The 19,640-nt window shown below is 62.2% G+C and carries 15 protein-coding genes; 5 read left to right on the top strand and 10 right to left on the bottom strand.

The genetic code is table 11. The features are described 5' to 3' along the window. Nucleotides 1-10: 10 nt before the first annotated feature. From gyrB to rpsT, 7 genes are all read right to left on the bottom strand, one after another. The gene (gene gyrB, locus RSO67_RS16745) at nucleotides 11-2,452 is read right to left on the bottom strand and encodes a DNA topoisomerase (ATP-hydrolyzing) subunit B (RefSeq protein WP_089263407.1); all 2,442 of its coding nucleotides are present in this window, start codon (nucleotides 2,450-2,452) and stop codon (nucleotides 11-13) included. Nucleotides 2,453-2,678: 226 nt separating this feature from the next. Beyond that, nucleotides 2,679-3,773, bottom strand: coding sequence for an FUSC family protein (locus RSO67_RS16740; protein WP_315839786.1), 1,095 nt, complete (start codon nucleotides 3,771-3,773; stop codon nucleotides 2,679-2,681). Nucleotides 3,774-3,931: 158 nt separating this feature from the next. Further along, nucleotides 3,932-6,097, bottom strand: a complete 2,166-nt coding sequence (locus tag RSO67_RS16735; protein ID WP_315839785.1) for a hypothetical protein — start codon at nucleotides 6,095-6,097, stop codon at nucleotides 3,932-3,934. 112 nt (nucleotides 6,098-6,209) lie between these two features. Beyond that, nucleotides 6,210-7,358: a DNA replication/repair protein RecF gene (recF, locus tag RSO67_RS16730; RefSeq protein ID WP_315839784.1), complete on the bottom strand. Its 1,149-nt coding sequence runs from the start codon at nucleotides 7,356-7,358 to the stop codon at nucleotides 6,210-6,212. A 231-nt stretch (nucleotides 7,359-7,589) separates the two neighbouring features. Then, entirely contained in the window at nucleotides 7,590-8,708 is a 1,119-nt protein-coding gene (gene dnaN, locus RSO67_RS16725) for a DNA polymerase III subunit beta (RefSeq protein ID WP_089263411.1), read from the bottom strand. 242 nt (nucleotides 8,709-8,950) lie between these two features. Further along, nucleotides 8,951-10,384 (bottom strand): chromosomal replication initiator protein DnaA, encoded by a 1,434-nt coding sequence (gene dnaA, locus RSO67_RS16720; protein WP_068729936.1) that lies wholly within the window; start codon nucleotides 10,382-10,384, stop codon nucleotides 8,951-8,953. A 1,235-nt stretch (nucleotides 10,385-11,619) separates the two neighbouring features. Next, on the bottom strand, nucleotides 11,620-11,886 hold the full coding sequence (gene rpsT / locus RSO67_RS16715; RefSeq protein WP_068729934.1) for a 30S ribosomal protein S20: 267 nt from the start codon (nucleotides 11,884-11,886) through the stop codon (nucleotides 11,620-11,622). 354 nt (nucleotides 11,887-12,240) lie between these two features. On the opposite strand from rpsT, the gene RSO67_RS16710 reads away from it, so the two are divergent. The 4 genes from RSO67_RS16710 to RSO67_RS16695 all read left to right on the top strand — a co-directional run bounded on the left by RSO67_RS16710 (nucleotide 12,241) and on the right by RSO67_RS16695 (nucleotide 15,432). Further along, nucleotides 12,241-12,555 (top strand): hypothetical protein, encoded by a 315-nt coding sequence (locus RSO67_RS16710; RefSeq protein ID WP_068729932.1) that lies wholly within the window; start codon nucleotides 12,241-12,243, stop codon nucleotides 12,553-12,555. A 184-nt stretch (nucleotides 12,556-12,739) separates the two neighbouring features. After that, nucleotides 12,740-13,396: a peptide-methionine (S)-S-oxide reductase MsrA gene (gene msrA / locus RSO67_RS16705; RefSeq protein WP_315839783.1), complete on the top strand. Its 657-nt coding sequence runs from the start codon at nucleotides 12,740-12,742 to the stop codon at nucleotides 13,394-13,396. A gap of 183 nt (nucleotides 13,397-13,579) precedes the next feature. Then, nucleotides 13,580-14,206 (top strand): polysaccharide biosynthesis/export family protein, encoded by a 627-nt coding sequence (locus tag RSO67_RS16700; protein ID WP_410001896.1) that lies wholly within the window; start codon nucleotides 13,580-13,582, stop codon nucleotides 14,204-14,206. A gap of 227 nt (nucleotides 14,207-14,433) precedes the next feature. After that, a complete protein-coding gene (locus tag RSO67_RS16695; RefSeq protein WP_315839781.1) occupies nucleotides 14,434-15,432 on the top strand; it encodes a tripartite tricarboxylate transporter substrate binding protein in 999 nt (332 codons plus the stop codon). Nucleotides 15,433-15,593: 161 nt separating this feature from the next. Here RSO67_RS16695 and RSO67_RS16690 read toward each other — a convergent pair whose 3' ends face one another. Together RSO67_RS16690 and RSO67_RS16685 are read right to left on the bottom strand one after the other, a co-directional pair. Further along, a complete protein-coding gene (locus RSO67_RS16690; protein WP_315839780.1) occupies nucleotides 15,594-16,265 on the bottom strand; it encodes a dienelactone hydrolase family protein in 672 nt (223 codons plus the stop codon). A 75-nt stretch (nucleotides 16,266-16,340) separates the two neighbouring features. Next, the gene (locus RSO67_RS16685; RefSeq protein WP_315839779.1) at nucleotides 16,341-16,682 is read right to left on the bottom strand and encodes a hypothetical protein; all 342 of its coding nucleotides are present in this window, start codon (nucleotides 16,680-16,682) and stop codon (nucleotides 16,341-16,343) included. A 214-nt stretch (nucleotides 16,683-16,896) separates the two neighbouring features. On the opposite strand from RSO67_RS16685, the gene RSO67_RS16680 reads away from it, so the two are divergent. Beyond that, nucleotides 16,897-17,991 (top strand): HD-GYP domain-containing protein, encoded by a 1,095-nt coding sequence (locus RSO67_RS16680; protein ID WP_315839778.1) that lies wholly within the window; start codon nucleotides 16,897-16,899, stop codon nucleotides 17,989-17,991. Between the two features lie 12 nt (nucleotides 17,992-18,003). On the opposite strand, the gene RSO67_RS16675 is transcribed toward RSO67_RS16680, so the two are convergent. Then, complete coding sequence (locus RSO67_RS16675) at nucleotides 18,004-19,596, bottom strand: AMP-binding protein (protein WP_315839777.1); 1,593 nt, start codon at nucleotides 19,594-19,596, stop codon at nucleotides 18,004-18,006. Nucleotides 19,597-19,640 lie beyond the last annotated feature (44 nt).

The following is a 19,640-nucleotide window of genomic DNA, read 5'->3' as shown; positions in this document are numbered from 1 at the left end:
TACGATCGGCTTACACGTCCACATTCGCGCTGAGCGAATTGTCCTGGATAAATTCGCGGCGCGGTTCGACCACATCGCCCATCAGTTTGGTGAAGATGTCGTCGGCCTCGTCGACTTCCTTGACCCGGACTTGCAGCAGCGAACGCTCATTGGTGTCGAGCGTGGTTTCCCAGAGCTGGCCGGGGTTCATCTCGCCAAGACCTTTGTAGCGCTGCAGGGCCACGCCCTTGCGGCCGGCGTCGGTCACGGCCTCGAACAGGCTGACAGGGCCGTGGATCGGGAATTCGATGTCCTTGCGGCGCAGGACGCCGGATTTCGGGTAGGCCTCCTGCAGGCTGCCGGCATATTCGTCGAGCTTGCGCGCATCGGCGGAGCCGAGCAGGGCGTCGTCGATGAAGGAGACGTCCTTCACACCGCGAATCGTGCGTTCGAAGAAGAAGCCCTGGCCTTCGCGGAATTCACCGATCCAGCCACGCTCGACTTCGTCGGCCAGCGCGTCCAGTCGCTTCGCGATGTAGTCGGCAGCGGCATTGGCGGTGGCGAGATCAGCGGTGACCCGCGGATTGAGCACGCCAGCGATTGCAGCCTGCTCGACGACTTTGCGATTATAGCGCGAGTGCAGATTGTTGAGCGTGCCGCGGATGATGCGGGCATCTTCCACCAGCGCCAGCAGATCGCGGCCTGTGCGATCCTCGCCCGAAGCGAGCTTGAAGATGCAGTCGTCGAGACCGGTATCGATCAGGTAATCTTCCAGCGCCCGCTCGTCCTTGAGGTATTGCTCGGACTTGCCGCGCGTCACTTTGTAAAGCGGCGGCTGAGCGATGTAGAGATAACCGCCTTCGATCAGCGTCGGCATCTGGCGGAAGAAGAACGTCAGTAGCAACGTGCGGATATGCGCGCCATCGACGTCGGCGTCCGTCATCAGGATAATCTTGTGATAACGCAGTTTCGACAGGTCGAAGTCGTCGCGGCCGATGCCGGTGCCGAGCGCCGTGATCAGCGTGCCGATCTGTTCGGAGCCGAGCATCTTGTCGAAGCGGGCGCGCTCGACATTGAGGATCTTGCCGCGCAGCGGCAGCACGGCCTGGAATTCGCGGTTGCGGCCCTGTTTCGCGGAGCCGCCTGCCGAGTCACCCTCGACGATGAACAGTTCGGACTTGGCGGGATCGCGCTCCTGACAGTCAGCCAGCTTGCCGGGCAGGGAGGCGATATCCAGCGCGCCCTTGCGCCGGGTCAGTTCGCGGGCCTTGCGGGCGGCTTCGCGGGCAGCGCCGGCCTCGATCACCTTGCTAACGATGATCTTGGCTTCGGTCGGATGTTCCTCGAACCACGAGGCGAGGGCTTCGTTGAGAACGTTCTCGACCACCGGACGCACTTCCGAGGACACCAGCTTGTCCTTGGTCTGCGACGAAAATTTCGGATCGGGCACTTTCACTGACAGCACGGCAGTGAGACCTTCGCGGCAATCGTCGCCGGTCAGAGCGATCTTTTCCTTCTTGGCGACAACTTCGGCATAGCCGTTGACCTGACGCGTCAACGCGCCGCGGAAACCGGCCAGATGCGTGCCGCCGTCACGCTGCGGGATGTTGTTGGTAAAACACAGTACGTTTTCGTGGTAGCTGTCGTTCCACCACATCGCGACTTCGACACTGATGCCGCTCTGTTCGGCGCGCATTACGATCGGCGTCGGCACCATCGCCTTCTTGTTGCGGTCGAGATATTTGACGAATTCCTCGACGCCGCCCTCATACATCATGTTCTCGGTCTTCTCGACCGGATGACGCAGATCCGACAATCTGATGTTGACGCCGGAATTCAGGAAGGCGAGTTCGCGCAGACGATGTTCGAGTGTCGCGAAATCATATTCGAGTGTCGTGAAGGTTTCCGCCGAGGCATAGAACGTCACTTCGGTGCCGCGCCTGCCATTGGCATCGCCGACCACCGAGAGCGGCGCCACCGCGTCGCCATGGGCGAATTCGATGCGGTGCTCTTTGTCGTTGCGCCAGACGCGAAGGATCAGCTTGCTCGACAGCGCGTTGACGACGGACACGCCGACGCCATGCAGACCGCCGGACACCTTGTAGGAGTTCTGGTCGAATTTTCCGCCGGCATGGAGCTGGGTCATGATGACCTCGGCTGCCGAGATGCCTTCGCCCTTGTGGATGTCGACGGGAATGCCGCGACCATCGTCGCGCACCGTCACCGAACCATCGGCATTCAGAATGACTTCGACGGCGCTGGCGTGACCGGCCAACGCTTCGTCGATCGCGTTGTCGACGACTTCGTAGACCATGTGATGCAGGCCGGAACCGTCATCCGTGTCGCCGATATACATGCCCGGGCGCTTGCGGACGGCGTCGAGTCCCTTCAGGACCCGGATCGATTCCGCACCGTATTCGATGGGAATGGCATGCTCAGTGTCGGCGATAGGTTGCCGGGCTGGTTCAGTCATGTAGGGGCCTTCGAAGGTGTGCCGAATCAGCGCGGAAAACGGCGCCTGAATCGCTCTATTTGTGCCATGAAAGGCGCATTGCGCCTAGCGCAAAGTAACGCGCAGCAAGTTATTGAATAAATAGGTTTTTTTGGCGCCGTTTCAAGCCGATTTGAGGCCGTTTTCGTAGCCTGATTTCGCGCCTGTTCCGGGCGTCGAAATGCCCGGCTTGCGTGCATCCGAGAGGCTATTTTTCGGCCAATCCCACAGCCGGTTTGGCGGGGGTCCCCTTCAGGCCGCGCCGGGCGATTAAATGCACGGCCAGCACGACCGGCTCCAGCAACACCATCCCGAACAGAATGCCAAACAGGCGGTCATAGCCGGGCTCCAGGGCGGCATTGGCGTAGTTGTCAGGCACCAGCACCACGAGGAAGGCCAAAGTGAATTGCAGACCCGCATAACTCATGGAGGGCGGGCCATTTTCGATGTGACGGCCGATCATGACGCCGAGCGCAAGTCCAATGGTCATCACGACGGGCGAATGTTGGCTGACCAGCAGGATTGCGCTGGCCAGCAGGCCGCCCGCGAGACAGCCGACCAGCCGGTTCATCATGCGCGAGGAAACCGGGCTGAGCATGCCGTCCGCTAACGATGCCGCCGGCACCAGCATGACCGCGAAGATCGTGATGCTGGATTGGCTGAGCGAGGGGATGCCGAGCCACTGCCAGGTCCACGGGATCAGCGCCAATGCAATGCCGCCGACCAAGGCGTGACGCGCCACCGTGGTGTGCCATTGCCGCGTCGGCTGGTCGACCGGCTTGGCGCGCAGATTGTTGTCCGGATTCGGTAGCGCGCGCCGCACTGTCCAGGTCGAGATCGCACTGACGATGACGCAGGCGGTGGTACCGGCCAGCACTTCGAGCACACGCGTCGAGGCAAAGCGCAGGATCGGCTCTCGCGCATGCTCCATGCCTTCGATCAGCACCATCAGGAAAGTGAGGCCGGTGAACAGCCAGGCATAGGCGCGGCGGCCGACGATGGCGAAATAAAGGGTGATGCCGCCACCGATCAGAAGACCGAGACTCAGCAGCACCGGCTGGCGCAGCAGCAAAGGCGCAGCGACAAGCGCGAGTCCTGCGCCAGCAAGCGTCCCAATCACGCGGAGGATGCCGCGCGTAAAACTTTCGGCGACATGCGAGCGCATTACCATGTATCCGGAGAACGCGGCCCAGCCGACATTCTCCGCGCCGATGGCGTGCGACAAGACGATTGCCAGCAGCACCGAACAGATGCATTCGGCCTCGTCGATCATGCGCGGTCCGGGAATCGGAAGCGAACGCATTTCGGTTCCGAACGCGCGCGCGATCCGCGACAGATGAATGGCCAAAAATACCAGCATGGCCAGATATTTATGCTGTCGAACGTGGTCTACAACAGACGATTCTTCATGGCCCAATGCAGTGGCGGACGCGCGCGCTGGCGCGCTTGCAAGCTTTGTCCTCAGTAGAGCTGCAGCGGGAGGATATCCCGACCGTCAGGGCCAACCATCAGGCCCCAGCTATCGTTGGCCACCACCTTGATCGTACTGTCATGTGCGGGCTTGCCCGCGGCCTTGATCGTGACCTTGTAGGCGCCGGGCGGCAGTTCCATCGTCGGCCCGTTCGGATTTTGCGGTCCGCCCACGCCGGGCGCGACCTTGATTGTCTTGTTATTGACGCTGACCGACACTTCCGCGTCACCCATATTGCCGAAGAGCAGCCGAACCTTGCCCAGTGCAGGCAGGATACCCGCCCTCGTCGCTTCTGCGGGATGGCGCACCACCAGACTAACCGTGGTCTCGTCGTTGCGACGTTCCAGCTTCAGCATGGCCGGCCCATCGGGGGCCTTGAAGGCGAGCGTGGCGCTGTCCGGCTTGATGACAGCGCTCTTCGTGTCTTCCTGCCACTGTCGCTGCGTGAGTTCGCGTCGGTAGAACGCCAGAACCGAGTCCAGTCCCGAAGGCACAGATGCACTCAACTCATGTCTGAACGGCGCGCCGCCTGGCAGCCCTGAAGTACCCAGCGATCGCAACGTCCGCTGCTTCGGTGTGGGATAATCGGTGTCGCCATCGGACTCGAGAACCTGTTCGGCGCTCTTGGCGTTGCCCGTGGTGGTGGTGTTGGCAACGGCCGCGACCGGCACGCCCTTCAGGCCCGAGCCTGTCGCCGTGACATTGACCTTCGGGCCCATCTGCATCGCCGTCATTGAGATGCTCTGCTTGGCCTTGCTGAAATTCAACACCACCATATTGGGATTGTTGATGACTGACGGCGTGCTCTTCCAGCCGAGCGTCTTCATTCCGCTGCGGTAAAAATCCGCCAGCGCGCTGACGCTTGATGAGCTGGTGAATGCGAGCCTGCCATCGGCGCCGTCGAAGTCGATCTCGCTGGCGGTGTCGGGGACGGGAATCGGTGTGCTCGAACCGTCCATCGCGCGCAACGCAGTTTCCGGCCCACGCGCGGCTTGTGCCGCGGCGCGCTTCGCATCCGCTTCGGCAATAGCTGCTTGCCCGAACGCGAGTGCATCCTTGATAAAGCGGTCGTCGGCATCCTTTTTGGCCTTCGCGCGCGCTGCGATCACAGATGGCAGAATTTGTACGTCGATCTGCACGGTGGTCAGATCGTATTTGCGACCGATCTGCAGCGTTGCCGTCTCTTCCGGCGAGGTGAATGCGAGCGAGGCGCGATCGGCGGTGACGACGGTGTCCTTGCTCTGTTCGATCCAGCCCTTCTTGCCGAGTTCGCGGCGATAGAAGGCGAGCACGGGGCCGAGCTCGGCCGGGATCAGCGCATGTGCTTCGCGCTTGACGGAATCTGCGCTGCCGGTGGTTCCGGCAGATTTGATGCGTTCCGGCCGCGGCAGACCTGCGGATTCAGGACCCGCAGCGAGATCTTGCGGAAGCGCGAAGGGCGCGACGCGAATTTCGACGCTGGTCCTGCTGTCGGTGCCTCGCTGCAATGTCAGCATCACCGGCAACTGTCGCGTGTTACCGTCGCGGGTAAAATAGACACGCACGCCATTCGTGCTCGTCTCGTCGATCTTCGCGTCCGGCCAGCGGGTCTCCGCAGCGCTCACGGCCAGCGGCGACCAGCCCAACGCAGCGAGTTCTTTCTGAAAGAAAGCCAGCGTTGCGTCGATCGTTTCGGTGGTCATGCATCCAAGATACGGTCGCCGCTCGTCATAGACGATGTCGGTTGCACGTTCAGGGAAGGGCAGGTTCACTTCCAGGCGCTGTGAGCTGTAGCTGACACCCGACCGGTCCGTTCGGCTGCCGTCGGTCATGAAGGATGCCAACACGCCCTGCGCGCCCTTCTTGTACCAGCGACTGCGATTCGAGGCTTCGAATGGCGGTGTGTAGGCGATCCAGCCGTCGGCGGCGAGTAGTCTGCCGGTACTCGCAATGGTGTCCGCGACAGTGCCCGCGCCAAAATAGCTGGCGCTGAGGTTGGGATATTTGGTGGCTTCCGGCCGGGCCGTAGCGCCTTCGATGTATGGCAGCGTTCTCACATCCACCAAGCCGTCTTCGGCGCGGCAGGCCAGCGAGCCGCCGGCGATGGCGGTGCTGACGAGCAGGGCCAACAGGCAGCGTCTGGCCGGGAGCTGCATCCCGCGTTTGCTTGAAAACATTACAGAAAGCCTCCGGCGTTTGCTTGCGTGCATGCAAAAGCGCTGCCCACAAGGGCAGCGACATTATTTGCGCGGGGCACTTAGAGTGAGTTGTAGGAGGTGTTGCTTTGGTTCAACCGGTCGGCTGGCGCCGCGCGATACGCCCATTGGCGACGTCGAAAATCTCGCCGGATGGGCCGATATCTGCGAAAGCAACAGGATCGGCGCCGGTCATCCAGACCTGGGCGCCCAATTTCGAGAGTTCGCCGAACAGCGACTTGCGTCGATCAGGGTCGAGATGGGCGACGACTTCGTCAAGTAACAGGAGCGGCGTGATGCCGGTCATCTCCGCGACCAGCGTGGCGTGGGCGAGGATGAGCCCGATCAACAGGGCCTTCTGTTCGCCGGTGGAGGCATCGCGCGCCGGCATGTTTTTCGGCGCATAGATCACCTGCAGATCGGTGAGATGCGGGCCGTCGAGCGTGCGGCCGGCGGCGGCATCACGCGGGCGACCATCGCGCAAGATCTGGCGATAGCGATCTTCGACCGCTGTGGCCGGTTCATTGACCAGCGCATTTTCCATCCAGCCGTCGAGCATGATGAGTGCGGATGGAAAGGCCGAGGCTTCGCCGCGCACGCGCAGCATCTCTGCGAGCCGCATCGCCGTCTGGCCGCGCGTCGCGGCGACGGCGACCGCGAGTTCGGCGGTCTCGCGCTCGATGGCATCGAGCCAGTGGGCGTCGCTGTTCCGGTCTTCGAGCAAGCGGTTGCGCGAACGCAGGCTTCGCTCGAGCGCGGAGACGCGACCGGAGTGATCCTTGTCGATGGCCAGCACGAGGCGGTCGAAGAAGCGCCGGCGTTCGGAGGCGGCGCCCATGAACAACTGGTCCATCGCGGGCGTCAGCCACACCATGCGCAGGTGATCGCCGAATGCCGCGGCAGAACCGACAGGCTCCCGGTCGATACGACAGCGACGGCTGGTGGACGCACCTTCTGCCGCGGGGGCATCGATGCCGGTGCCGAGTGTGGCGAGACCAACCTCACCCTCGACAGTCGCCGACACGGCCCAGGAGCCGTCGCCTTCGTTATTCGCAACGTCTTCGAGCGTCGCGCGGCGCAGGCCGCGGCCTGGCGACAGAAACGAGATCGCTTCGATGCAATTTGTTTTGCCGGCGCCGTTCGGGCCGACGAGGGCGACCATGTCCGCCGACGCCTCCAGCGACGCCGCGCGATAGCTGCGGAAATTGGTGAGCGACAGGCGATGGATGCGGGAGGCGGTCATTCGTGAATATGGGACTCAGCTAAAGTCGTCGCAACGGGCCGCGCCAATCTCCGTTGTCATCCCGCCTAGTGCGCCGAAGGCGCATGCGGGGCGGGGATCCATAACCACGGCCCGGCACAATCAAAACGGCAGAGTCGTGGCTACCTAGCTGCAACTAGTTCTTCGGCGGCTATGGGTCCCCGCTCCGCGCGCGCCTTTGGCGCGCTAGGCGGGGGCGATACCTGAAGGAACTCACACCCGCATCGGCATCAGCACATACAGGGCGCCCTTGGCGTCCTTGTCCTGCACCAGCGTCGGCGAGCCGGGATCGGCAAGGCGCAGCACGGCAACTTCGCCTTCGATCTGGGCGGCGATGTCGAGCAGATAGCGCGAGTTGAAGCCGATATCGAGCGCGTCGGAGGCGTATTCGACCTCGAGCTCTTCCGTCGCGCTGCCGGAATCCGGATTTGTCACCGACAGCACGAGCTTGCCCGCCGACAGCGCGAGTTTCACGGCGCGGCCGCGTTCGCTGGAAATCGTCGAGACGCGGTCGACTGCGTTCTCGAAATCCTTCTTGTCGATCACCAGTTCCTTGTCGTTGTTCTGCGGGATCACGCGGCCATAGTCGGGGAAGGTGCCGTCGATCAGTTTCGAGGTCAGAACCACATTGCCGAGCGTGAAGCGGATCTTGCCCTGCGACAGTTCGATGGTGATCTCGGCTTCGAGGTCCTCGATCAGACGCTGCACTTCACCGACCGTCTTGCGCGGCACGATGACGCCCGGCATGCCGTCGGCGCCCTTGGGCAGCTTGAGGTCAATCTGTGCCAGACGATGACCGTCGGTGGCGACGGCGCGCAAGGTTGCCGCAGTCGCAGTGCCGGCGGCGTGGAGATAGATGCCGTTGAGATAATAGCGGGTCTCTTCGGTGGAGATCGCAAACTGCGTGCGGTCGATCAGGCGCTTCACGTCGGAGGCGGGCAGCGCAAACGAGTGCGTCATTTCGCCGGCGGCGAGATCCGGGAAATCATTCTCCGGCAGCGTCTGCAGCGTGAAGCGCGACCGGCCGGCGCGGATCGCCATCACCGAGCGGTCGCCATCGGCTTCGAGCACGATCTGGGAGCCGTCCGGCAGTTTGCGGACGATGTCGTAGAACATATGGGCAGGCACGGTGGTGGAACCGGCGGTGCCGACTTCGGCGGCCAGGGTTTCCGTGACTTCAAGGTCCAGGTCGGTGGCCTTTAGCGACAGCCGGGCATTTTCGGCGCGGATCAGCACGTTGCCCAGGATCGGAATCGTGTTGCGGCGCTCGACCACGCGATGCACGTGGCTCAGCGACTTCAGGAGTTGCGCGCGTTCGACGGTGACCTTCATAACAAAACCCGCCCGATTCAATCCGGTGTCGTGTGGAAATGCCTGGCGGCCCGAACGGGCGCCGCGGCGATGACACCCGCGAGCTCGATCAGTGGATTTTGCTCAATCCCGCGGGGGACCGCAAGGTGGCGTGGATGGCCGGGAAGCGCAAGAGAGATGCGCTTCCGGCCCCCAATGTTTTGACGGTTAACACCCTCGTCCTGCCCCGGCGCACGCTTTGGCGCACCGGGGGTGGGGACGCTTTACTCCTGGAGTTGGCGCTTCAGCGTTTCGACCTCATCCTGCAGGGCCACGTCCTTGCCGACCAGCGCCTCGATCTTGCGTACGGCATGCAGAACCGTGGTGTGATCGCGGCCACCGAAGCGGCGGCCGATTTCCGGCAGCGAGCGTAGCGTCAGGGTCTTGGCCAGATACATCGCAACCTGACGGGGGCGCACGACATTGGCGGTGCGGCGCGACGACAGGAGGTCGGACCGGCTGACATTGTACTGACGCGCGACGACACGCTGGATGTCCTCGATCTTGATGCGCTTCGGCTCCTGCGGGCGGATCAGGTCGCGCACTTCGCGCTCGGCCATTTCCAGCGTGACCGGCGTGGCGTTCAGCTTCGAATGCGCCAGCAGGCGGTTGATTGCGCCTTCGAGGTCGCGGCCGTTATGGGTGATGGTGCGGGCCAGATAGTCCAGCACCGGCTCCGGCACCTCGAACGAGGCGTGATGTGCACGCGCGGCGGCAACGCGCGATTTCAGGATGCCCAGGCGCAGCTCTTCGCCGAGCGAGCTCATTTCGACGACGAGACCGCCGGCGAGGCGCGAACGCACGCGTTCGTCGAGGCTTTCCAGATCCGACGGCGGGCGATCGGCTGCGATCACCACCTGGCGGCCGGCATCGATCAGCGCATTCAGTGTGTGACAGAATTCAGCCTGCGTGGTCTTGCCCTGCAGGAACTGCATGTCGTCGATCACCAGCACGTCGATGCCGCGTAGCGCTTCCTTGAAGGCGAGCGCCGTCTGCGTCTTCAGCGCAGCGACGAAGCCGTACATGAACTTCTCGGCGGTGAGATACAGCACCTTGCGGTCGGGGCCGGAATTGCCGGCCCAGGTTACGGCCTGCAACAGATGGGTTTTGCCGAGGCCGACGCCGGCATGGATGTAAAGCGGGTTGAACATCACCGGATCGCCGCGGCGACCTTCGGCGACCTGACGCGCGGCAGCATGGGCCAGCGTGTTGGCGCGGCCGAGCACGAAGCTCGCAAAAGTCAGGCGCGGATCGAGCGGCGAGCCGCCGAGTGCTTCATGGCTGGCGGACACCGGCGCGGTGGCTGTGGCGCGGAGTTCGGGCGCGTGACGGTTGTTGGACGTCTCGGTGCGGCGCGCTTCGGCTGGTGCGGCGGCTTCCTTGTTGGCGGGCGCCACGTTGCGCATTGCCGAACGCACGGTGAGATCGACGCGATGAACTTGCGGCATCTCGGCCTGCCAGGCGTTCAGCACGCGCTCGGCATAGTGGGCCTGGATCCAGCTCTTCAGGAATCGGGTGGGTACCGAAAGATGGACGCTGTCGTCCTGCACGCTTTCGAGATCCATCCGCGCGAACCAGCTGGAGTAAACGTCTTCACCAACGGTCGACCGCAGCCGACCTTTCACGCGAGACCAGTGATCCTGTTCCATATTAGCCATTGTCAGAGAACTTTTCAGATAGAGTGAGTGTCCGGCACAACGCTGCCGATGAATGTCCGCGTATGGAGACGCGGTGCGACCTCGTGTGACGCGTCGTCTTCGGGCACAGCTCCGCCAACGGCCATCTGGCCGAGGTCAGATCAGTGATGTCGAAGAGGACCTCGTCGCGAGGTCAGCGCGTACTGGAGGGTCTGTCGGGAGCGTGGGCGGAGGTCCGGGTCGCCGCATGTGCTGCCATATCTGAATGAAACGCAGATCGCAGTCGCAGGAATGCTGTCGTGGTCGATTTGCGCATAAGTCCTCCCCGCTCGCCGCGGTCGCTCGCGGCAAGATGTCAGTTCACATGTGGTTCAAAGTTAGTCCGCAACGCTGAACATCGAAACTCGTTCAGTCGCATTCCCGTATCGTCGTCTTGCCCGCTCGCCTGCCCGCTTACTTCCGCACCGTCCGCTTTGCTGGTTGCGATTGGCCGGTGCGCATTTCTTTTCAAAGCATCCGAATGGATACCCGAGAAATTTCGACACAGAACAACCCTTCCCATATTGCTATGGGCTGCGATCCGATCAAAGCTTGGAAGGTGTCGCTAACCTGAAGACCGTCGCTGATCCTAAGGTCCGTCCTGGTTCTTAAATCGCTCTGATCTAAAGAACCGCGGGCGCCGCGAGTGATTAAAGAAATACAGCACGCCCGGTTTCTCGCAACGGAATCATTTTTCAGGTGCCCCGCAAAAGCCTCACTTGGGCAGCCCGGAACACGTCGTGATTTTTTTGACGATGCGTCAACGTTTTGAATCAACGCGCTGAATCGTAATGTGACAGTGCCGTTGCAGATTCGATCCAGCGAAAAAAGAAATTCATAATTCATTTACGAATGAAGGGGCGGAGTCCGCGTTTTCAAACTGGTCCGCTTCGCTATGCCGATAAGTGATTAGAGCCGCGCGTTTTTTTCTGTGCGTTGAGTCAGGGTAACCCTAGACATCGGACTCGCGCTGGCGGCGTGGCGCTGTTGCTTTTTCAGAATCACGCTGACGCAAGCGATAACGCGGATTGGCACTCGGTGTGATGTGTTGTGCGTTCCGGCTGTGCCGTTGAAGAGACATGACGAGACGCGCATCGCGCAAGCGCGCGGCGGTCTTTGCGCTTCATCAGAATTTGTGACGCGATAGCGCGAACGCATTGCGGCATAAAAAAGCCCGGCGTGAAGCCGGGCTTTTTGGAAAGAATGTTGTCGTCAGATTACTGCGCGAGCTTCGCGATCTGATGGACGAGACGCGAGACCTTGCGGCTTGCGAGATTCTTGTGAACGAGGTTGCGCTGAGCGGCCTTCATCAGTTCGGGCTCGGCGAGCTTCATCGCCTTTAGCGCCGCTTCGCGGTCGCCGCTCTTGATCGCCGCCTCGACGGTGCGGACGGCACCGCGCATCTGGGTGCGGCGGGACTTGTTGACGATGGTGCGGCGGGCAATCTTGCGCGTCGCCTTCTTGGCGGAGGTCGTATTGGCCATATCTCACTATCCTTCAGCAGCGTCCCGTCTCGGGCGCCGGGCTGATTGACGTCTGCCGCTCGACTGCGGCCAACGCTGATCTGTTTCCGGGGTGTTCCTGAAAATGCTATCCCCGGAGCGGCAAAGCTCACGCGTTTCGAAACTCACGGGGCGCGCCGCTCAAAGAACAGCGGCGGCGGGATTGCGCCCACCGCCATTGGCGCTCCTTATAGAGTGCCCGATTTCCACCGTCAACGCCTTCCGGCTGTGCCTTTAGACGAAAAACAGCCGCAGGCTGGCGGTTAAGTTGCTGATGAGGTTGAATTTCTCGGGTTTGCCCGGTATTGCCGGGGGGAGAGCGATGAGGGGATTCGGATGATCCGCGGGTTTTTCCGCCTGATAGGGCTGTTACTGCTGGCCGGTGGGTTCGTGTTCCTGGTCTATGATGGGGCGCGCTCGATTGCCGATCAGGCGCTGCGGCTGACCCGGCTCGGGGAGTTCTGGAACGACATCAACCAGGCCAGCCAGCGTTCCTTCCAGGCGATGGTCGATGCCAATGCGCCGTTCCTCAGCGGGCTTCTCAAACTGCTGCTCAACCAGCCGGCCTGGGCCGTCATGGGCGTGCTCGGCATCGTGCTGATGCTGTTGTTTCGGCCAAGCAAGCCGTTGATCGGCTATTCGCGGAATTGAACGGTGCTCGGCGACGTAACACACCTGCCGTTTCCCTCGTAGATACCTATATTGCCACCTGAGATACGCCGCGCGGCAGGAGTGAATCCGGTTCTGCCTCGCGGGTGCTGTTGGCCCCCAAATCTGCGCATTCGTCCAGCGAACCGGAGTCCACTTCGTTCGCGAGCGCGCCGGGAGATGACTCATGCTATTCATGCGCAAGACTGCTGCATTGCCGACCGCGGCCGAAGCGCTGCCCGGTCGCGATACGCCGATCCCAACTACCAAGCATCACTTCGTCAATGGCAGCAACATCCAGCCGCCCTATCCGGAAGGAGTTGAGCAGGCGGTGTTCGGGCTTGGCTGTTTCTGGGGCGCAGAGCGCAAGTTCTGGGAGCTCGGCGACGGCATCTATACGACCGCGGTCGGTTACGCCGGCGGCCTCACGCCGAACCCGACCTATGAAGAGACCTGCTCGGGCCGCACCGGTCACACCGAAGCGGTGCTGGTGGTGTTCGATCCGAAGAAGATTTCGTACGAGCAGTTGCTGAAGACGTTCTGGGAGAGCCACGATCCGACCCAGGGCATGCGTCAGGGCAACGACATCGGCTCGCAATATCGCTCGGCAATCTACACCTTCAGCGATGCACAGCGCGATGCCGTCGCAGCGTCGAAGGCGGCGTATCAGAAGGCACTGTCCGCGAAGGGCCTCGGCACCATCACCACCGAGATTGCGCCGGCCGGGAAGTTCTACTTCGCCGAGGACTATCACCAGCAGTATCTGGCAAAGAATCCCGGCGGCTATTGCGGTCTCGGCGGCACCGGTGTGTCGTGCCCGATCGGGGTCGGCGTCACGGCCTGAGCTGACTACGGCTAAGTGTAGATAAACAACGTCAAAAGCCCGCTTTCGGAGCTCCCGAAGGCGGGCTTTTTGCTGTCTGATGGAAGGCCATGACAACGGAATTTTAACCATAAGAGGCCAAAACCGAGGCTGCCTCTATGAGGGATATGTCCAGTGTCGTCTGCCCGCGCGTTTCGTCTGCCCATGATTGTCGCGGTTGCCGCGCTGGCTTTGTCCGGCTGCATGCGGAGACCGGGTCCTGTTGCAGTGGTTGCGCCGGCTGCTGATCTCGACACGCTAGCTTATGGTCGCCCGGGTTACGGCCCGGCAGCAATGCCGGTCGCTTATGCTCCCCCCGTCTCGACCTACGATGCGCAGTACAAGCTCGATGCCGGCGACAAGCTGCGCGTCGTGGTCTACGGCCAGGAAGGTCTCACCAATTCCTACGCCATCGATGCCGGTGGCGCGATCACCATGCCGCTGATCGGCCGCGTGCCCGCGCGTGGCATGACGCCCGCTGCCCTGGCTGCGAGCATCACCGGCCGCCTGCGCAATGGCTTCATTCGCGAGCCGTCGGTGGCTGTCGAAATCGAAGCCTACCGTCCGTTCTTCATTCTCGGTGAAGTTGCCGCTCCCGGACAGTATCCCTACGTGCCCAATATGAGCGTCGAAAGCGCGATCGCCATTGCCGGTGGTTTTTCGCCGCGCGCCAAGCGTGATGAAGTCACGCTGACCCACACCACCATCGAGGGCTCGTATCGCGCCGTAGTGCCGTTGGGTACGCCGATCAATCCCGGCGATACGGTGTTGGTCAGCGAACGCTGGTTCTGATCGCGCGCATCAAGCGCCGTCGTCGCCCCAAGCGTGATTTTCTCCGCTTTGCGGAAATAGAACGGCGTACTCCCGATAATTAAAGGCTGCGATGTATGGGCGCATCGGCGTCAGGACGCGCGTTGCGCTGTATCAGAATCGTCTTTCGCACTGTAAGCAATGGTCAAGCGAGGCCAACTCGTCGAAGCGCCGCTATGTCGGTGCAACCAGATTTCAGGGGGGAATAGATGAAGACGAGTCCGTCGATCAAGGCCATGCGCGGTGTCACTCTGGCAGTCATGGTGGCGTTGGGAGCGGTGTCGTCGCGAGCATCCGCGCAGACGGCGCAATCCTATCCCGATCGGCGCATCACCTTTGTCGTGCCCTATGCGCCCGGTGGTGCCACTGACGTCGCCGCGCGCCTGCTGGCGCAGAGGCTGCAGGAATCCTGGAAGCAGACCGTCACCGTGGAGAACAAGCCGGGCGCCGGTGGCGTGATCGGCAACGATTTCGCTGCCAAGGCTCCGGGCGATGGCTACACGGTGCTGATCGCAATCACGCAGATCATCCAGGCGCCGAGCCTGATGTCGAAATTGCCCTACGATGCGTTCAAGGATCTCACGCCCGTCACGCAGGTCGCGATCTCGCCGATCGTGCTCGTCGTGCCCGAAGCGCAGCCGATGAAGTCCGTGAAGGAACTGGTCGATCTTGCCAAATCCAGTCCCGGAAAATATCCGTACGGCACTTTCGGCAATGCCACCACGTCGCATCTTTATGGCGAGCTTCTGAAGAAGAACACCGGCATTGATATGACCCATGTGCCGTATCGTGGCGCCGCGCCGTTGCTGAACGATCTGCTCGGCAATCAGGTTACTGCGGCCTTCCTCGACTTCACCACCGCCGGTCCGCAGCTCGAAGCCGGCAAGATCCGTCCGCTCGCAGTGGGCGGCGAGAAACGCAAGCCCAAGCTGCCGAACGTGCAGACCATGGCTGAACTCGGCTATCCCGGTTTCGAGGCTGAAGGCTGGGTCGGCGTGTTCGTACCGGCGGCGACGCCGAAGGACATTGTGAACAAGCTGTCGGCCGAGCTCGGCCGCATCATCAATTCACCGGAAGGGACCGCCGGCCTGCAGGCGGTCAATCTCGTTCCGGTCGGTGATAGCCCCGAATCTTTCGAGAAAAGCCTGCGTCGCGACTTTGAGCGCTGGGCAACGGTGGCAAAGACAGCGGGCGTGAAGGGCGAGTGATGTTCCAATCTCTCCCGATTGGCAGGGAAAGATCGAGGCTGCTCCCTCTCAGTCGTCATACCCGGGCTTGACCCGGGTATCCAGCTTTGCCCAAGCGCTTGTTGGTGCCGCAAAGGTGGATTGCCGGGTCAAGCCCGGCAATGCGTGGAGAGGGCGGCGGCTTACTTCAGATGCTTCGCGAGGAACGCGAGGCTCCGTTCTCTCGCAACATCCGCGCTGGCCTTGTTATAGCTGGCGCGCTGATCGCAATTGAAACCGTGCTCGGCTCCGTCGTAGACGAAAATCTCCACATCCGGCCGCTTAGCGCGAATGGTCTCGACGTCCGAGAGCGGAATGCCGTGATCCTTTTCGCCAAAATGCAGCTGTGTCGGCACGGTCGGCTTGTCGTCGGCAAAGCGCACCACGGCGCCGCCGTAATAGCCGATGGCGGCGCTGAGGCCCGTCAATTTCGTGGCGGCGGCAAAGGCGACGCTGCCGCCAAGGCAAAAGCCGATGATGCCGACATTGCCGATATCCCCAACGGAATCGATCGCGGCCTGGGTATCGCGCAGCATCGCGGGCCAATCCGGACTAGTAACGAACTTGCGCGCGATGGCGATTTCCTCGGGCGAATAACCGGACTGGAAATTGGGCTCGGTGCGATCGAAGATCGACGGCGCCACCGCCACATAGCCTTGCACGGCGAAGCGATCGCAGACCGTGCGGATGTGGTCGTTTACGCCGAAGATCTCCTGGATCACAACCACGGCGCCCTTGGGCTTGCCCTCAGGCTGGGTGCGGTAGGCGCCGAGCTTGAAGCCGTCAGATGCGGTCAGCGTGATGTCTTGTCCCACGAGGTATTCCATATCGTTGTTGAAGGGTGAGGTCTGTTTGGCGCGGACGGCAGCAGTGGTCTACTCACAAAGCGGCTACTGCCACATCCAGTTTCGGCTCCAGTCGCCCTTCCAGCCGGTCAGGCGTCCCTTGCGAAACTGGAGATAGAGGCGGTCGCGGCGGTCGAAGAAGCCGCTCCCGCCGAAGGTGCGGATCGCCAGATAGATCTCATGCCCCGCCCGGCGGCTGATATAGGTCAGTGGCGTACCCAAAGCGCGGGCGGCATCATCCGTTGCCATGCCGAAGGCCAGCGGCGTGGCGTTCGAAAGGGTTGCCGTGAATGGCAGATCGGGCGTCGTTCCGGCGGGCTGCCCGTGGGCTGGAACCGTGATGGCGAGGGCGCTCGCGACGCCGAGGATGAACCTGATGGTCTTCATAGCGCGATTGTTTTCCGGATCGGATACCGGTGCAAGGCGGGATTGCTTAAAGTTTTCCCGAAGTCCCTAACCAGCCGATAGTGCTATCCGCCGGAATGAAACCTTCCGCGGGCCGATCAGGAAGCATTAACAATACCCATTAAGCTTCAGGAACCCTGTTCCAAGGTATGTATGTCCTGCTTGCGGCCCGTTCGCCGCAATAGATCGAGGGCATATGACCGCTTCAGTCAAACAATCGCCGGCGCGCCGCCGACTGCTTCTGGCATCGGACCGCAGCGATAGCAGCAGCGAACTCGTCGACATCCTGCAGAAGGTCGGCGAAGTGGATGTTGTCCCAACGTCAGACATTCCGGAGACGCCGCCCAGCGAGCTGTCGGGTATCGTGGTCGATATCAATCTGCGCTCGGCAGAGGCCGTGCAGCGCGTGCGCAACAAACTGCGCCACAAATCCTATGAAGCGATACCGCGCCTGTTCGTGCTAGCCGACTCGCTGCATCACGGATCCATGCAGGCCTGGGCGCTCGGCGCCACCGATACGATCGCGCGGCCGTTCGATGCACGTGGCATCATGCAGCGCATTCGCGCGGCATTTCCAAACCCGCATGACGAGGACTTCTCCGCGCGCGGCAAGGCGCTGAATCGCGGCGTCGAGGCGGCGCATGCGGTGATGGTCAAGATCTTCGAGAAGCTGCCCGCCGGCGTTCCGCTCACTTTCAACGACGTGATGCAGGCCGAGAACCAGATTCTGAAGGCCATCAAGCGCACGTCACTGCGCGAATGGCTGGCCGCCGTCGGCCGTCATCATAATCACAGCTATCGTCACTGCCTGTTCGTGACGGGGTTCGCGGTGGCCTTTGCGCAGCATCTGGGCATGCGCGACGAAGATCAGCGCCGCCTCACGCGCGCAGCCCTCGTCCATGATGTGGGCAAGGCCTTCATCCCGGTCTCGATCCTGGACAAGCCGGGCAAGCTCACCGAGGACGAGACGCTCGAGATGCGCAAACATCCACGTCTCGGCTTCGAAGCACTGGTGGCGCAGGGCAGTTTTCCGCGCGAGATGCTCGACGTGGTGCTGCATCACCACGAATTCCTAGATGGCAGCGGCTACCCCGATGCGCTGGCCGGCGACCAGATCAGCGACATCGTTCGCTTGATGACCATCGTCGACATCCACGCAGCTCTGGTGGAGCGGCGTGCCTATCGCATGGCCTTCACGCATGCCAAGGCGTTCGAAATCATGGAGCAGATGGGCGACAAGATCGACCAGCAACTGCTACAGGTGTTCCGCCCGGTGGCGCTCGGCGCGTAAGCGCCGTTCGCCTCAGGCCAGCAGCTTGCGCAATTCCGCCTTGGCCACTTTTTCAAGCGTCGAACGCGGCATCTCGTCCACGAAGTGGATTTCGTGCGGCACCTTGAAATCCGCCAGCCCGCTCTTGCAAGCCGCCATGACATTGTCATGCAGCGCCGGTGGCGTCTGCGCCACGCCGGCATGGGGGATAATGAAAACCACCGGCACTTCATCCAGCATCGGATGCTTCTTGCCGACGACGGCCGCCTCGCGAACGCCGGGCACGGTGATGACCACCTGCTCGATCTCGGACGCTGCCACGTTCTCGCCGCCGACCTTCAGCATGTCCTTGGCGCGATCACCGAACTTGATATGGCCGCGCTCCAGCAGCGTGACGCGGTCGCCGGTGATGAAGAAGCCGTTCGCGTCGAAGCTGTCTGAAGTCGCGGCCTCGTTGTGCAGATACTCCTTGAACAGCGACAGGCCGGGAATGCCCTTGATCGTGAGATTGCCAGTCTCACCCACGGCGGTCGGCGTGCCGTCGTCATTGGTGACGCGGATGCCATATTCGGTTGCGGCGCGGCCGATGGCCATCGGCGTGTTAGGCTGATCGACCTCGCCGATGATGCCGTGAGTAATGGTTTCGGTCATGCCCCACCAGCCGATGATCTTGACGCCGAATTTGGCGAAGGCCGGCGGATCGCAGAACGACGCACCCCACAGCCGGAAATGATGCTTCGGTACGTCGTGCTCGAGCAGCGCCTTCATGCAGAATGGGATCGTCGAAAGCCAGGTGGCGCGATGTTCGAGCGCCACGTCCCAGAACCGGCGCGCGGAAAAACGCGGCTGAAGCACTAGGGAGGCACCGACCCACAACGTCGCCAGCATCGAATAGGCCAGCGCATTGGTATGAAACAGCGGCAGATAAGTCATATGCGTATCGAACGCATGCAGGTCTTGATGCGCGGCGTTCACCTTGCCGCCCCATAAGGCATTGGCGTGGGTCCACAGTACGGCTTTGGGCCGCGACGTAGTGCCCGACGTATATTGCACGCTGCAATGTGCCCAAGGATCGACAGGGCGGCGCGGACGGTCGGCGCTGTCGGCGAACAGGGATTCGAACCGCTCAGCCTTGCCGATCGCATGGCCGTCGGCCGATGCGCCGGCATTGTGCGAGGTCACAGCGATCCAGCGCAGCTTCCGGCAATTGGCGGCGACGAGCTCGGCATAGGATGGTTGCGTGATCGCCGCGACCGCGCCGCAGTGATCCGCGAAATATTCGATCTCGCTGGCCGACGAACGGGTATTCGTGGTGACCGCGATGGCGCCGAGTTCGACACAGGCGAACCAGGCCAGCAGCATCTCGACGCAGTTATCGAGATGGATCAGCACATAGTCGCCCTGAACGATGCCGCGTCTGGCGAGGCCTGCGGAAAGTGCCCCGACGCGCTCGTGAAACTCGCCATAAGTCCATGGCCGCGCTGGCGCATCGAATGGCGACCAGATGATGAAAGGGTGATCGCGACGCGTCTCGGCGCGCATGCGCAGCAGCCACGGCACGTCCATGCCGTCGAACGGGCCGATCGAGCCGGGAATCATGGCGGGATTCGTCGCGGGGTAGGGCATGCATCCTCCGTCGAAAGCCGCCGGAGCGACCGCTTACGCGGGGG

Origin of the sequence: Tardiphaga sp. 709 (assembly GCF_032401055.1) — a bacterium.
Classification (GTDB): Bacteria; Pseudomonadota; Alphaproteobacteria; order Rhizobiales; family Xanthobacteraceae; genus Tardiphaga.
This window is presented reverse-complemented; position numbering and strand designations above follow the sequence as displayed.